15 protein-coding genes are annotated in these 13,284 nt (G+C 63.9%); 8 read left to right on the forward strand and 7 right to left on the reverse strand.

Annotated elements, in window-relative coordinates; translation table 11 throughout:
- The first annotated feature begins 9 nt into the window (after positions 1-9).
- Positions 10-399, forward strand: coding sequence for a hypothetical protein (locus tag AC0L2O_RS27300; protein ID WP_369722978.1), 390 nt, complete (start codon positions 10-12; stop codon positions 397-399).
- An 88-nt stretch (positions 400-487) separates the two neighbouring features.
- Here the strand turns inward: AC0L2O_RS27300 and AC0L2O_RS27305 are convergent, their stop codons facing one another.
- Entirely contained in the window at positions 488-1,774 is a 1,287-nt protein-coding gene (locus AC0L2O_RS27305; protein ID WP_473371904.1) for an alpha/beta hydrolase, read from the reverse strand.
- A 362-nt stretch (positions 1,775-2,136) separates the two neighbouring features.
- Between AC0L2O_RS27305 and AC0L2O_RS27310 the strand changes: the two genes are divergently transcribed.
- Positions 2,137-3,504, forward strand: coding sequence for an APC family permease (locus tag AC0L2O_RS27310; protein WP_473371905.1), 1,368 nt, complete (start codon positions 2,137-2,139; stop codon positions 3,502-3,504).
- A gap of 2 nt (positions 3,505-3,506) precedes the next feature.
- The gene (locus AC0L2O_RS27315; protein ID WP_473371906.1) at positions 3,507-4,721 is read left to right on the forward strand and encodes a hypothetical protein; all 1,215 of its coding nucleotides are present in this window, start codon (positions 3,507-3,509) and stop codon (positions 4,719-4,721) included.
- Here AC0L2O_RS27315 and AC0L2O_RS27320 read toward each other — a convergent pair whose 3' ends face one another.
- On the reverse strand, positions 4,722-4,934 hold the full coding sequence (locus tag AC0L2O_RS27320) for a hypothetical protein (RefSeq protein WP_369722984.1): 213 nt from the start codon (positions 4,932-4,934) through the stop codon (positions 4,722-4,724).
- A 94-nt stretch (positions 4,935-5,028) separates the two neighbouring features.
- Positions 5,029-5,367 (reverse strand): membrane protein insertion efficiency factor YidD, encoded by a 339-nt coding sequence (yidD, locus tag AC0L2O_RS27325; protein ID WP_369722986.1) that lies wholly within the window; start codon positions 5,365-5,367, stop codon positions 5,029-5,031.
- A gap of 237 nt (positions 5,368-5,604) precedes the next feature.
- Here yidD and AC0L2O_RS27330 point away from each other — a divergent pair, with 237 nt between their 5' ends.
- Complete coding sequence (locus AC0L2O_RS27330; RefSeq protein ID WP_409188198.1) at positions 5,605-6,513, forward strand: COG3904 family protein; 909 nt, start codon at positions 5,605-5,607, stop codon at positions 6,511-6,513.
- Positions 6,514-6,518: 5 nt separating this feature from the next.
- On the opposite strand, the gene AC0L2O_RS27335 is transcribed toward AC0L2O_RS27330, so the two are convergent.
- On the reverse strand, positions 6,519-6,974 hold the full coding sequence (locus AC0L2O_RS27335; protein WP_369722990.1) for an iron-sulfur cluster assembly scaffold protein: 456 nt from the start codon (positions 6,972-6,974) through the stop codon (positions 6,519-6,521).
- A 240-nt stretch (positions 6,975-7,214) separates the two neighbouring features.
- On the opposite strand from AC0L2O_RS27335, the gene folE reads away from it, so the two are divergent.
- The 4 genes from folE (at position 7,215) to AC0L2O_RS27355 (ending at position 10,942) form a co-directional block, all read left to right on the forward strand.
- Positions 7,215-7,904, forward strand: coding sequence for a GTP cyclohydrolase I FolE (gene folE, locus AC0L2O_RS27340; RefSeq protein ID WP_369722992.1), 690 nt, complete (start codon positions 7,215-7,217; stop codon positions 7,902-7,904).
- A gap of 29 nt (positions 7,905-7,933) precedes the next feature.
- Positions 7,934-8,356: a phosphoribosyl-AMP cyclohydrolase gene (hisI, locus tag AC0L2O_RS27345; protein WP_473371907.1), complete on the forward strand. Its 423-nt coding sequence runs from the start codon at positions 7,934-7,936 to the stop codon at positions 8,354-8,356.
- A gap of 228 nt (positions 8,357-8,584) precedes the next feature.
- Complete coding sequence (locus AC0L2O_RS27350) at positions 8,585-9,610, forward strand: lytic transglycosylase domain-containing protein (RefSeq protein ID WP_473371908.1); 1,026 nt, start codon at positions 8,585-8,587, stop codon at positions 9,608-9,610.
- A 156-nt stretch (positions 9,611-9,766) separates the two neighbouring features.
- On the forward strand, positions 9,767-10,942 hold the full coding sequence (locus AC0L2O_RS27355; protein WP_409188200.1) for a DUF2336 domain-containing protein: 1,176 nt from the start codon (positions 9,767-9,769) through the stop codon (positions 10,940-10,942).
- Positions 10,943-11,065: 123 nt separating this feature from the next.
- Here the strand turns inward: AC0L2O_RS27355 and AC0L2O_RS27360 are convergent, their stop codons facing one another.
- From AC0L2O_RS27360 to AC0L2O_RS27370, 3 genes are all read right to left on the reverse strand, one after another.
- Positions 11,066-11,644 (reverse strand): Hpt domain-containing protein, encoded by a 579-nt coding sequence (locus AC0L2O_RS27360; protein WP_409188201.1) that lies wholly within the window; start codon positions 11,642-11,644, stop codon positions 11,066-11,068.
- Positions 11,645-11,675: 31 nt separating this feature from the next.
- Entirely contained in the window at positions 11,676-12,221 is a 546-nt protein-coding gene (locus AC0L2O_RS27365; protein WP_369723000.1) for a response regulator, read from the reverse strand.
- A gap of 98 nt (positions 12,222-12,319) precedes the next feature.
- Positions 12,320-13,099: an NAD kinase gene (locus tag AC0L2O_RS27370; protein WP_473371909.1), complete on the reverse strand. Its 780-nt coding sequence runs from the start codon at positions 13,097-13,099 to the stop codon at positions 12,320-12,322.
- Positions 13,100-13,284: the final 185 nt, after the last annotated feature.

Below are 13,284 nucleotides of genomic sequence, written 5' to 3' on the forward strand. Positions count from 1 at the left end.
TTGACTGAGATGAGGATCATTCTGGCGGTTGCTGCGGTGCTCTATTCAGCCTCCGCGCTTGCACAAACCGATAAGCCACCGATGGTGGGGGACAAGCCGCTGATGCAGGTCAAGCCCAAGGGGACCAAGGGCACCAAGGAGGCCGCCGCCAAGCCGGCCGCTGCCGCGCCGAAGGGCAAGCCGCAGTCGATCGCGGTGCGGCTCCAGGCCTGCCTGGACCTCGATGACGGTACCAAGGACCGCCTCAATTGCTACGACGCGGTGATCCCGCCGGCGCCGAAGCCGAAGCCCCCGAAGGCCAAGGGCGTCGCCGATTGTCGCCTCTTCAAGGAAGAGGACGAGCGGCTGGCCTGCTTCAACGGCTTTGCCGAGAGCATTCCCAAGCTACCGAAGACCTGAGCGGCAACAATCGAGGATCACGCGCTGCGCGTCTGCGTGATCCTATCTGAACGACGTCGTCATTGGAGCGCTGGACGCAACCGCCAAACTAGCGGCCCGATACCGATGATGTGGTGGCGGCAACGCGCGTGAGCGCCAGGGCCGGCGTCGCCGACATCTTCACCAGCACATCCTTGAGCGGATATTGCGTCCATGCGCGGTTGACGTAGTCGCGATGGGTAATGCCGTCGCCGGTTTCGATGAACACCACGCTGCCAGGACGTAGCGGCCCATCCATCTCTTCGGAGACGCTGATGCCCTTCTGCCGCAGCATGCTCATCAGCTCGCGGTCGCGCCGCGCGGTGTAATGGGTATAGGAGCTGACGAAAAAGCCGGAACGGTGGCTCTCGATCCAGGAGGCGAACTTGTCCATTTCGCCATAGACCGCATCGAGTAGAACGACGCCGCGAACGCGGTCGCTGATGCCGCCGACCTCGAGGCTCCAGGCGGTCGGCAGGAAGCCGCCGCTGTAGCCGACGATCACGATCGGCATATCGGCGAAGGCGCGCGCATTGTTGGGATCGCCGGTGAGGCGGGCCAGATGCTCGGCCGATTCCGTCATGAAGCGCTTGAGGCCGCCCGGCTGCCAGAACTTGCCGGCGCTGGAATCTGCGGCGTCGACCGCCATCTGCGGTGCGAGGAGCACGGCATTGGCGCCGGAATCGCTGATCTGCTGCGGCACCAGTTGCCGGTCGCGCACGTCCCGCTCCAGCGTCGCCCCATTGCCATGGAAGAACACCACGATGACGCCCGACTTGCGCACATCGAAATGTTCGGGAACGTGCATCAGCACGCGGCTGTCATTGTAGGTCTCGTCCTGCCAGAACACGCGACCGGAATAGCTGCGGTGGCCGCGGCGGTCGCCCTTTGAGATGTTGAGGAAGGGCGCGTCGGAAGCCGGGTTGTTGCCGAAATACGGGAAGGCGGACGACTTCATGCTGACGAGGGTGGTCAGGTCTTCGCGCGGCGGACGCTGATAGGGGACCTGCGGCGCGAGCGAGGCGACCTTGTAGGGTGCCTGCTGGGGCTGCTGCTGCACGGCGCGCTTGGGCGAGAAGTCCGACATCTGCCGTTGCAGCAAGCTCTCGCTCGCGGCGGGGAAGCGCTCCCTGAATTGCGGAGCAGGAAAGCGATCCTCGAACGTATCGCTGCTCGCGACTTGCGAATTGGTCTTGGCGACGACCTGAACGTTGGCTTGTGAGTTCGCGGCGAGCGCCGCCGGATTGGTCGAATTGCCGCATTGAACCAGCGTCAGCGAGATCGGCACCAAGGCTGAGATCAGGGCGAACCGGAGCGCACGACCGCGTCGACCGGACCTCGTCCGATCAGCACGCATGTCAGCTCTCACGTTAGCAACGGCCCCGACCATCCACCCATGACCCCAAGCCATGAACCCAAAGTCCAGCGGCAATCTTTAAGCAAATTGAACCGACTGGCGTTTAGGCGGCGTTAAGTGTCCGGACAAACTTCCCCACATCCGGAACGCTCAAAAGGACCATGCAATCGTGTCGTGATTGTGGGGAAGGGGAACGGGATTCTCCGGGCTCTGGGAGTCTTATTGCTTAAGGGCGTCCACGCGCGGTGTTGTGGTACCTATTTCGTTTGCCTCATTTAACCCGTGTTAACCCTGCTTGAATTGACTGGACCAATCTGCACGATGCATCCCATCAGGCGCGATGCCTGAGCTTAAGGACCCCGATGACGGCATCAGATGCGGCAACCGTGCCCTGGACTGGCCGCTTGACCGGAGGCGGCTCCGGGGTCTCCGTTCTGGTCGCAACCGCCATCGTCGTCGCCGACATGATCGGGGTCGGCGTCTTCACCAGCCTCGGTTTTCAGGTCAAGGATATCCCGTCCGGCTTCTCGATCCTCCTGCTGTGGACCGTCGGCGGCATCGTCGCGCTGTGTGGGGTGTTCTCCTATAGCGAGCTGGGCGCGATGTTTCCGCGCTCGAGCGGCGAGTACAATTTCCTCGGCCGCGCCTACCATCCCGCCTTCGGCTTCCTCGCCGGTTGGGTTTCGGCGACGGTCGGTTTTGCCGCGCCGGTGGCACTCGCCGCCATGGCCTTCGGCGAATACGCCAAATCGGTCATTCCCGGCTTGCCGCCGATCCCGCTCGCCATCGGCGTGGTGTGGCTGGTCTCGCTCGTGCAGCTGACCGGCGTCAGGCACTCCGCGACCTTCCAGCTGATCTCGACCATCCTGAAGGTCGTGCTGATCGTGGCCTTCCTGGTCGCCGGCTTCGTCATCGGCACGCCACAGCCGATCTCGTTTGCTCCGCAGGCCGGCGATCTCGCCCACGTCGTCAGCGCACCTTTCGCGATTGGGCTCGTCTTCGTGATGTACTCGTTCTCAGGCTGGAACGCCGCGACCTACATTATCGGCGAGATGAACACGCCGCAACGGAGTCTTCCGCGTGCGCTGCTTGCGGGGACGCTGATCGTGCTCGTGCTGTATGTCGCGCTCAATGCGGTGTTTTTGTACTCCACGCCGATCGGCGCGCTGGCCGGCCAGCTCGACGTCGCAAGCATCGCCGGCAGCGCCATCTTCGGCGGGATTGGCGGCAGGGTCGTCGGTGCGATGATCTGCGTCGGCCTGATCTCCTCGATCAGCGCGATGATGTGGATCGGCCCGCGCGTGATGATGACGATGGGGGAGGACATTCCGGCGCTTCGCGTGTTCTCGCGCAAGTCGACGAGGGGCGCGCCGGCCTATGCCATCCTGTTTCAGCTCGCGGTTTCGAACCTGCTGCTGTTCACGCGCAGTTTTGAGGCGGTGCTCGACTTCATCCAGTTTGCGCTGCTGTTCTGCTCGTTCTTCACGGTGGCCGGCGTCATCAAGCTGCGCATCAGCGATCCCGACCTGCCGCGGCCCTATCGCGCCTGGGGGTATCCGCTTACGCCGCTGGTTTTCCTGCTCGTGACCGCGTTCATGATGTACTACCTCTTGACCGAGCGGCCGGTGCAGTCGCTCATGGGAATGCTCGTGATGTTCTCGGGCCTGTTGATTTATGCTGTTTTCCGCGGGCGGCCGGTCGCCGCTGCCAATCCATTACATCGCGAATAGACATGTTCCGATCTCTGAGAATTGCGGCCGCCGCTATTGCGCTGCTGGCCGCGGCCATCTCCTCCGCGCGTGCTGCCGAGGTCACCTTCAACGACACCGCGCGCTTCCTTGCGGGCATGCAGCCTTCGGCGGATTCGCCGCTGGTGGCGCTCACGAGGGACCCGTCCTGGCAGCATCACGCAAGATTCTTCGATAGTGCTTTCGCCCAGCTCGAGCAGCGGCAATTGTCGAAGATCCGGAGCTGGTCCGATGTCAACCTCGCCGCGCCCCGGCCGACCATGTTCTACATGTTCAGCGGCCCGGATTTTCTCTACGCCAATGCGTTCTACTCGAAGGCCAGCACCTATGTGCTCGGCGCGCTGGAGCCGGTCGGTGCAGTGCCTGACCTGTCCAGGCTGCCGCGCGGTTCGGTCGGTGCGGCGCTCTACAATGTCGAGCGCTCGCTCGGCTCGATCCTGAGCTTCTCCTTCTTCATCACCAAGCAGATGAAGGTCGACCTGCACGCCAACCAGGTCAACGGCACCTTGCCGATCCTCTATGTCTTCCTGGCGCGCTCCGGCAAGACCATCCGCAACGTCGAGATGGTCGCGGTCGACGACAAGGGCGGAATGCACACGGGCAGCGACAACCCGGGACCGAATGCCACCCGCGGCGTCCGCATCGTTTTTGCCGGGAGCGACGGTGAGGCGCGCACGCTGTATTATTTCTCGACCGATCTCTCGAATTCCGGCGCGCGCGCAGCCGGCTTCCTGAAGTTCTGCGAGACGCTCGGGCCCGGCAACAGCCTGATCAAGAGCGCGTCCTATCTGCTGCATGGCGGCAACTTCACCGTCGTTCGCGACTGGCTGCTCGCCAACAGCTCGAGCATCATCCAGGACGATTCCGGGATTCCGCTGGCGAACTACAATGCGCGGCAATGGCGGTTCTTCCCGTTCGGCCGCTATCTCGGGCCGATCAATGAATTCCCCGGCCGCTATCAGGAGCGATACGCGGAATTGTTCACGCGCGCGCAGCCGATCGATTTTGGCGTCGGCTATCGCTGGCGGATGCACGAATCGAATTTGCTGCTGTCGGTGAAGGTGCCGGGGAGCGAGGTCGCGCCCACCGGGGAGACCACCTCGTCGGCCGAGCCGCCGCCGAAACCGCTACGCCCGAAACGGCCGCGTCCGCCCGAGCCGATCCCGCCGCCGCCGGGGCGCTTCTTCTGGTTTCGCTAGCTACCAGTGCACGCTCTGGCTTGGCACAATGAACGCGGTCGTGCTGACTGGCGTTGCAAAGCTCGTGGCGAGGTACCAGCCGGAGCCTAGGACGAGCACGAGCAGGGCGACCACGGCGACCATATCGATGGCTCTGGGATCGCAATCCCTCGGATTAAACCTGGGACGCGCACCAAGCCCGAGGTGAAGATGAGGGCTGATTTTCCAGCGCATTGTTGTTTCCTCCCTTAGGGAGCATCACAACAACGCGAGGCAACAATTCAGGTTCCGGTCAGAGCAGTGATGCGCAAAGCGCCGCAGCATGTGGCTAGGATGGGTTGACGCCGCGCCACCGAGCGTAACGCCAGGGCCGATACCAGCTTGCGCCTGGCGGTGCGGTGAAGGGCACGTTGTCGATTCCGGACGTGCCGAAGGGATTGCAGCGCAACAGGCGCGCCAGCGTCATCCAGCCGCCGGCCCAAAGTCCAAAGCGCTCGATCGCCTCGTCGCCATAAACGGAGCAAGTCGGCAGGTGCCGGCAGTTGTACCCGACCAGTGGCGAGAGAGTGTGGCGGTACAGCCAGATTAGCGCACGGCCGAATCTGCGCGGCAGTCGCAGCGTCTCGGCCATCGGACCGGAACCGTGCTCGCAGGTTGAGTGCTTCATGTGCGCTCTGCCGCCGTCCTGTGCGCCCCGATGTGCAGTTCCCGTGCAGGGAACTGCAAGCTGTTGTTCGTACGCCATATTTTGCCTGCTTTCACGGAGCAGTGCAGCAAGTACCTATGGACGATCTGTATTCCCCCGGATACCATTTTTGTGACGTCCGTGTGAGACTCAGGGAACATCGGGGCTTGCCTGAATCGGCTCAGACTTAACCGCTTGGGGCTTGGGGAAGGGACCAGTTTGAAACTTCTGAAGTCGCTTAATCTTCGCGGCTGGTTATTGGTGGGAACCGCCGCTTGTGGAGTCGTGCTGGCTGGCGCCGTCGCGACTTTCGGTTCGTCGGCCCGCGCCGGCGGCTCTCTCGAAGAGCGCAAGCTGCCGATGAAATTTTCCTGGGTCGCCTGCGAGCCCAACTGCCGCGGCTGGGTCAGCGCGGTCGGCATCATCACCACTGACACGCCGAAGGATTTCGACGATTTTGCTCGCGGGCGGCAGATCGGCGGCGCGACTGTCGTGCTCGACTCGAGTGGCGGTTCCGTCAACGACGCGATCACGCTCGGTCGGCGCTTTCGCAATCTCGGCCTTTTGACCACGGTCGGCATCACGCAGCAGAACCGCGGCGCACAAAGCGCCCGTCCTGCGGTCGCCTCGGACGCTTATTGCGAATCGATGTGCGTGTTCCTGCTGCTGGCCGGCAAGAAGCGCTACGTGCCGGAAGCCGCGCACGTCCGCGTTCACCAGATCTGGATGGGCGATCGCGCTGACGACGCCAGAGCGGCGAGCTACAGCGCGCAGGACCTGATGATTGTGGAGCGCGACATCGGCCGACTCGCCAAATACACCTTTGATATGGGTGGCTCTGGTGACTTGCTGTCGCTCGCGCTCAACGTGCCGCCGTGGGAAGACCTGCACGAGCTCGACACAACCGAGCTGAAGCTCACCAACCTCGTGACGACCGATCTGGTGACGGACGTGCTGCCGCATGTGGACGTCGCAGCGCCGGCGGTGGCGGACCTTGCGCCGAAGACGCAGGCAAGGTTCGGCGAGGAACCGGAGCAGAAGCAGCCTGCCAGGTCGACCAAGACGGCGGAAGCGATGGTACCTGTCGGAACTGCGCCGGTCGCGCCGGCATCGGCAGCGCAAAAGTAAAAGCTTCAACCCTGCGCCGCAGCCGGCTGCTTGGCCTTGGCCTCGATCTGGCCAATGGCATCGACCACGGCATCGAAGGTGAGAAGGGTCGAGGCGTGGCGCGCCTTGTAGTCGCGGACCGGCTCGAGGAACTTGATCTCCTCCCATTTGCCCTCGGGCGGCGCGCCATTCTCCTTCAGCATCTTGCGAACGGTTTCGCGTAACTCACGGAGTTCGCTCGCAGTCGAGCCGACAACGTGACTTGCCATAATGGATGAAGAGGCTTGCCCCAGCGCACAAGCCTTCACGTCGTGGGCGAAATCGGTGACCCTGTCCCCCTCCATCTTGAGATCGACCTTCACGGTCGAGCCGCACAGTTTGGAATGGGCCGTGGCACTAGCATCGGGGTCCGAAAGCCGACCGAGACGCGGAATATTGCCGGCCAGCTCGATGATGCGCTTGTTGTAGATGTCGTTCAGCATGTGATGGAGTCCAACGCTTCCGGGCGGGATCGGCCTTGGCGGGCGCCGTCCACGGTCCTATATAGGGGCGGAACAGGCGGAAAAACAGTCCAGCAGTCCGGCGGCGCTGATCCAGAAACACGCGGCGGCCGTTAGAGTTGTAGGGCTTTTCGCCGAGACTATTCTCTTCAGGCGTCCGGCGGGCTTGCCGCCACGTCTGCCGGTGACACTCCGGCCGTAAGGCCGTCGAACGGAGTCGACATGGACGCTACGATCAAATCCATCCGCCCCAGCAAGTCTTCCGACAAGCAGCCCGAGAGCCGCCCGGCAGAGCTTGATCCCTCCGAATTCCTCGCGGCCGCAGTCCGCGCCGATCAGCCCCGTCCGGCGCGCGCCGAGGCTGAGCAGGCGGTGAAGACGCTGCTCGCCTATATCGGCGAGAACACCCAGCGTGAGGGCCTGCTCGACACGCCCCGGCGCGTGGTCGAGGCGTTCGACGAGCTCTATCAGGGCTATCACCAGTGCCCGGCTGAGGTGCTCGACCGCACCTTCGGCGAGACGGCTGGCTATGACGATTTTGTGCTGGTGCGCGACATCGAATTCACCTCGCAGTGCGAGCATCACATGATGCCGTTCTACGGCAAGGCGCACATCGCCTATACTCCGGTGGAGCGTGTCGTCGGCCTGTCGAAGCTCGCGCGCCTGACCGATATCTTCGCCCGCAGGCTCCAGACCCAGGAGCATTTGACGGCGCAGATTGCAGCGGCGATCGACGAGGTCCTCAAACCCCGCGGCGTTGCGGTGCTGATCGAGGCCGAGCATACCTGCATGTCGGTGCGCGGGGTCGCCAAGCATGGCGCCTCGACGTTCACCAGCCGCTTCACCGGCATGTTCCGCGACAATCCGGCGGAGCAGGCCCGCTTCCTGTCCTTGGTGCGGGGCACGCGCTGACCTCGCGAACGCGTTTGGCGAGGATGACCGTGTCCGCTCACTCTCATGAGATCGAGGAAGGTCTAACTTTCCTTCCCAACTTCGATGCTGCCGGCCTCGTGACCTGCGTTGCGACCGACGTCGCCACCGGCGACGTGCTGATGGTCGCTCACATGAACAGCGAGGCGCTGCACAAGACCATTGCGACCGGGGAAGCCTGGTACTTCAGCCGTTCGCGCAACGCCTTGTGGCGAAAAGGTGAGACCTCGGGTCAGACTCAGCGCGTGGTCGAGATCCGCACCGATTGCGATCAGGACGCGGTCTGGCTTCGCGTCGAGCAGATCGGCGCGGCCTGCCACACCGGACGCCGGTCCTGCTTCTACCGCAAGATCGAGGCGGAGGGGGGCGGCGCCAAGCTCGTCTTCGTCGATGCCGAGCGACTGTTCGATCCCAGCGACGTTTACAGGAAGTAGCAGCCATCATTCCGGGGCGTGCGAAGCGCGAGCCCGGAATCCATTCTGCGGCACCATGTGCGGTCAGATGGATTCCGGGCTCATCGCTGCGCGATGCCCCGGAATGACTCTGGGAGGGGATCAACCCCAGAATTTAACCCCGCATTAACCATAACTGTCCCACGGTGGGACGACAGGGCGTCCGAATTGCCGGCGCCGTTCAACGCCGCGCGGGGCGGGCACTCCATCATGTCGGTCGACAATTCCAGTGCCATGCAGACGGCCGCGACCGAAGGCTCGAAGCGCGTCGCTGGCGCCATCAAGCAGGCCTCGAGCCAGACCGGCGTTAGCTTCGAATACATGCTGACCACCGCGAAGATGGAATCGGACTTTGATCCGAGCGCCGGTGCCACCACCTCGTCCGCCCATGGGCTCTACCAGTTCATCGACCAGACCTGGCTCGGCACGGTCAAGGAGGCGGGCACCCAGCTCGGCTATGGCAGCTATTCCGACGCCATCAGCAAGACATCCTCAGGGACCTACACCGTCGACGATCCCACGATGAAGCGGTCGATCCTGAAGCTGCGTGATGATCCCGAGGCCGCCTCGAGCATGGCCGCGGCGTTGACGCAGTCCAACAGTTTCAAGCTGACCGGGCTTCTTGGCCGCAGGCCGAGCGACAGCGAACTCTACATGGCGCATTTCATGGGTGTCGGCGGTGCCGCGAAACTGATCGCCAATGCCGAGGACAATCCGCAAGCAGTCGGCGCCCGGCTGTTTCCGAATGCGGCGTCAGCCAACCGCTCGATCTTCTATGCCAAAGACGGCCGTGCGCGCAGCGTCTCCGAAGTCTATTCGGTGTTGAACGCCCGCTATGCGAGCGCCGCGAATGCGAAATCGACCCGCAGCGCGATGGCAATGTATGGCGACACGCCGTCGACGACGCAGGTCGCGAGCGCAAACGGCGTGCAACCCTCCGCGCCCTTGATCAATGGCGCTGCCTATCTCCAGACCTTCCCGGACACGCGCTCGGTGGCGCCCGTCAGCGCAACCTCGACGACGACCGTCGCCGACAATGCGCCGGGCACGCCGGTGTTTCGCTCGATCTATCAGCCCGCCGAAGCCACGCAGCCGGTCTCGACGACGGTGCAGAAATTGTGGGGCAACAACGCCTCGCTCACCTCGGTCGCGTCAGCGATCTCGGCGACGCCCGACGTGCGGCCGCCGCAGCCGCTCGATCTGTTCAGCGATCGCACCGGCACGTTCTCGAGCTAACGTGCTGTCACACGGCGAGAGCGCTTCCCGTCCTTAACAAAACGTCAATAATACCAGCCAGTTATGGTGAACGCTTTATTAAGCGTCGTGGTTTATTTTGTGTTGCAGGTGACAAGCCGTCACCGCTTCGTCTTTGTAGCGTAAGCCGGAAGCAGCATGATCGTTCGGCAGTTCATCAATTGGATCAGGACCGCGTCCGCCGGTGAGCGGGCCGAGGCGACGCGGGCATTGGCCCGGGCCTGGCTGATCTCGGACCTGTCCCATGACGATCGCGTCGCGGCCGAGGGCGCGCTGCTGATGCTGCTCGACGATCCGTCGCCCCTGGTGCGACAGGCGATGGCGGAGGCTTTTGCGCGCAGCACGGATGCGCCCGCGGCGATCGTGCGGGCGCTGTCGGCCGACCAGCCGTCCGTCGCGCTTCCCGTGCTCGAACATTCGCCGCTGCTGATCGATGCGGACCTCGTCGACATCGTCGCGACCGGCAATGACGAGGTACAATGCGCCGTTGCCCGCCGTCTCGCGCTGCCGGCTTCCGTCTGTGCCGCGATCGCCGAAGTTGGCTGTGCAGCGGCCGCCCTCGAGCTGATTGAAAATTCCTGCGCCGAGCTCGCACCGTTCTCCTGGAATCGCATCGTCGAGCGTCACGGCCATCTCGCCGCGATCCGCGAGGCGATGCTGGTGCTGGAAGATCTGCCGGCGGCGACGCGGGCCGCACTGGTGGCAAAGCTCTCCGAGACACTGGCGCAGTTCGTCGTGGCGCGGAACTGGCTGAGCCCTGACCGCGCCGACCGCATGACGATCGAGGCGCGTGACCGCTCCACCATGAACATTGCGGCGCGCTCGCGCGGCGAAGACATGCAGGATCTGGTGCGGCATCTCCGTATCACGGGCCAGCTCACCGCGGGCTTGATCCTGCGCGCGCTGCTGTCGAGCAATCTCGAATTGTTCGACGCCGCACTCGCCGACCTGGCCGATCTGCCGCTGGCGCGCGTCTCCGCGCTACTGCACGATCGCGGCGGCAATAGCCTGTACGCGCTGCTGCGCCGCGCTGGGCTTCCCGAGGCGACGTACGCGGCCTTCCGGGTCGCGCTCGATGCCTGCCACGAGCAGGGCTTTGTCGATACCGACGGCAGTGCGGCTCGACTGCACCGGCGCATGGTCGAGCGTGTGCTCACCCATTGCGAGACTGATCGTGGCGCCACCGAGCCGCTGATGGTCCTGTTGCGCCGCTTCGCCACCGAGTCCGCGCGCGAAGAGGCGAGACTGTTCTGCGACGAACTGGTGGCGGATGATGCGATCGATCCGATGTATGAGGATCTGATCGCGGCATAGTTCGAGGTCGGGCCCGCAAACTCCGTCATTGCGAGCGCAGCGAAGCAATCCAGAATCCTCCGTGGAGACAGTCTGGATGGCTTCGCTGCGCTCGCAATGACGAGAGGGGAAAGAGTTGAGCCCTTACTCCGCCGGCACGATGCTCGGCGCCAGGATCACCTCGAGATGCTCGGGGCGATCGCGATTGACGTCGGCGAGATAGTCGTCGGCGACCTTGCGCAGGCGGCGGCTCAGCTCGGCAGAGACGCTGACGCTATCGAGCTTGGTGTTCTCGTGCACGATGGCCAGGATGGCGTTGATGTGGTGTGTGAACAGCTCGGCCGGCACTCTCTCGAGATCCGGCGCGTGCTCGATGACGCGGCACAGGCTCTCGGCAACTCCCGCCGCCGCAGGAAAGCCGAATGTTGCGGCGTCGCCCTTGATGTCGTGCGCGGCGCGGAACAGCTCGTCGCGCCTCTCCTTGGTGAAGCCGTCGTTGCGTATCGCCACGTAGGCGGCTGACAGCCGGTTGACCTCGGTCGCCATCCAGTCCTTGAACTCGCCGGACAGGCCTGCCAACGCCTGCTCGGCGCGACCGACCGGATCGTCCATATCCTTTTCCTCGACCCGGCGCAGTACCTTCCGCAGCGGATTGGGCTGTGTGATCAATTGGTGCGTGGCGAAGGCCTTGACCTCGATGTCCCGTCCACTGTTCTTCGCCATTGGTAGTTGCCTCGTCGCTGAAGACGTTGCGCTAGATGGAGGAGCGGGCCTTGTCGAGCAGCGAAGGCTGCTGGAGCACCTCGTGCTTTTCGCCGACGCGGCGCTCGGGTCCCATATAGGCAGTATTGGTGTTGCGGCGCCGGTCCGGCCCGAAATAGGTCTTGGTCTTGATGAAGGGCCGGGGACTGGCGACCACGTTGAGGATGCGTTGGTAAAGGCCCTTGGCCGAAATCGGCTTGGCCAGGAATTCGGTGACACCGGCATCGCGCGCAACCGTGACGCGGCGCTTCTCGGAATGACCCGTCAGCATGATGATCGGCGCGTAAGGGTTGCCCTTGGAGTCCGGCTGCCGGATCATCTGCGCGAGCTCCAGCCCGTCGAAGATCGGCATCGCCCAATCGGTGATGACGATGTCGGGGACGTAGTGGCTGTACATTTCGAGCGCAGTGGCACCGTCCTCGGCCTCGTAGACTTCGCGCGCGCCGAACGAATGCAGCAGCGTCCGCAGAATGCGCCGCATGTGCGGGTTGTCGTCGCAGACGAGGAAACGGAGCTTGTTGAAGTCGATGCGGAACATGACGCCTGGGCCAGAGCGGTCAACCTTCGTTAACCATATCGTGCCGAGGGTTAACGAAGCGTTGCGACCGGGACGTCCCGCCGGGCCGTGCAGGCAGCTCAGGAGCCGAACTGCTCCCGCAGGATGCGCTCTTCCAGGCTGTGGCCAGGATCGAACAGCATGTGCATCGAGATGGTCTTGTCGGTGAGCACTTCGACGCGGCGGACGTCGCGGACCTCATCATGGTCGGCCACCGCGGCGACCGGCCGCTTCTCGTCTTCCAGCACCTCGATCACGACATAGGCAGTGTTGGGCAAAAGGGCGCCGCGCCAGCGTCGGGGGCGAAAGGCGCTGATCGGAGTCAGTGCGAGGAGCGCGGCGTTGATCGGCAGGATCGGTCCCTGCGCGGACAGATTGTAGGCGGTCGAGCCGGCCGGCGTCGCCACCATGATGCCGTCGGCCATCAACTCGGGCATGCGCTCGCGCTCGTCGATCACGATCCGCAAGCGCGCCACCTGATAGGTCTGACGGAACAGCGCGACCTCGTTGATGGCATGATGCAGATGGACGCGGTCGTTGACGTCGGTCGCGCGCATCAGGAGCGGGTTGATCTCGGATTCCTGTGCCGCCTCAAGCCGGGCGCGCAGATCGATGGTCGAGTACTCGTTCATCAGAAAGCCGACAGTGCCGCGGTGCATGCCATAGATCGGCTTTCCCGAGTGCATGTGCTGGTGCAGCGTCTGGAGCATGAGCCCGTCGCCGCCGAGCGCCACCACGACGTCAGCCTCCTTCGGGTCGCAATTGCCGTAGCTTTGGGTGAGCTGGGTCAAGGCGACCTGCGCTTCGCTGCTCGAGCTGGCGACGAAGGCGATCCGGTCGCATCGCGATGGCTTGGTCATGGCTTCCGGGGCAGGGCCGCTGGCTCGAGAAAGTTCCGCCGAGGTCGTCTATACGACCTGGGCCGGCATTGTCGAGGATGACCGTCCGGCAAGGCAAACGCGGGCGTCTCGGCTTGGGGCAAAAGCCGGACGGATCGGACGCGGAAAGCCCGCCCGGGGCCTCTGATCCCCCAAACCGTCGCAAT

This window comes from Bradyrhizobium sp. Kon10, assembly GCF_055807395.1.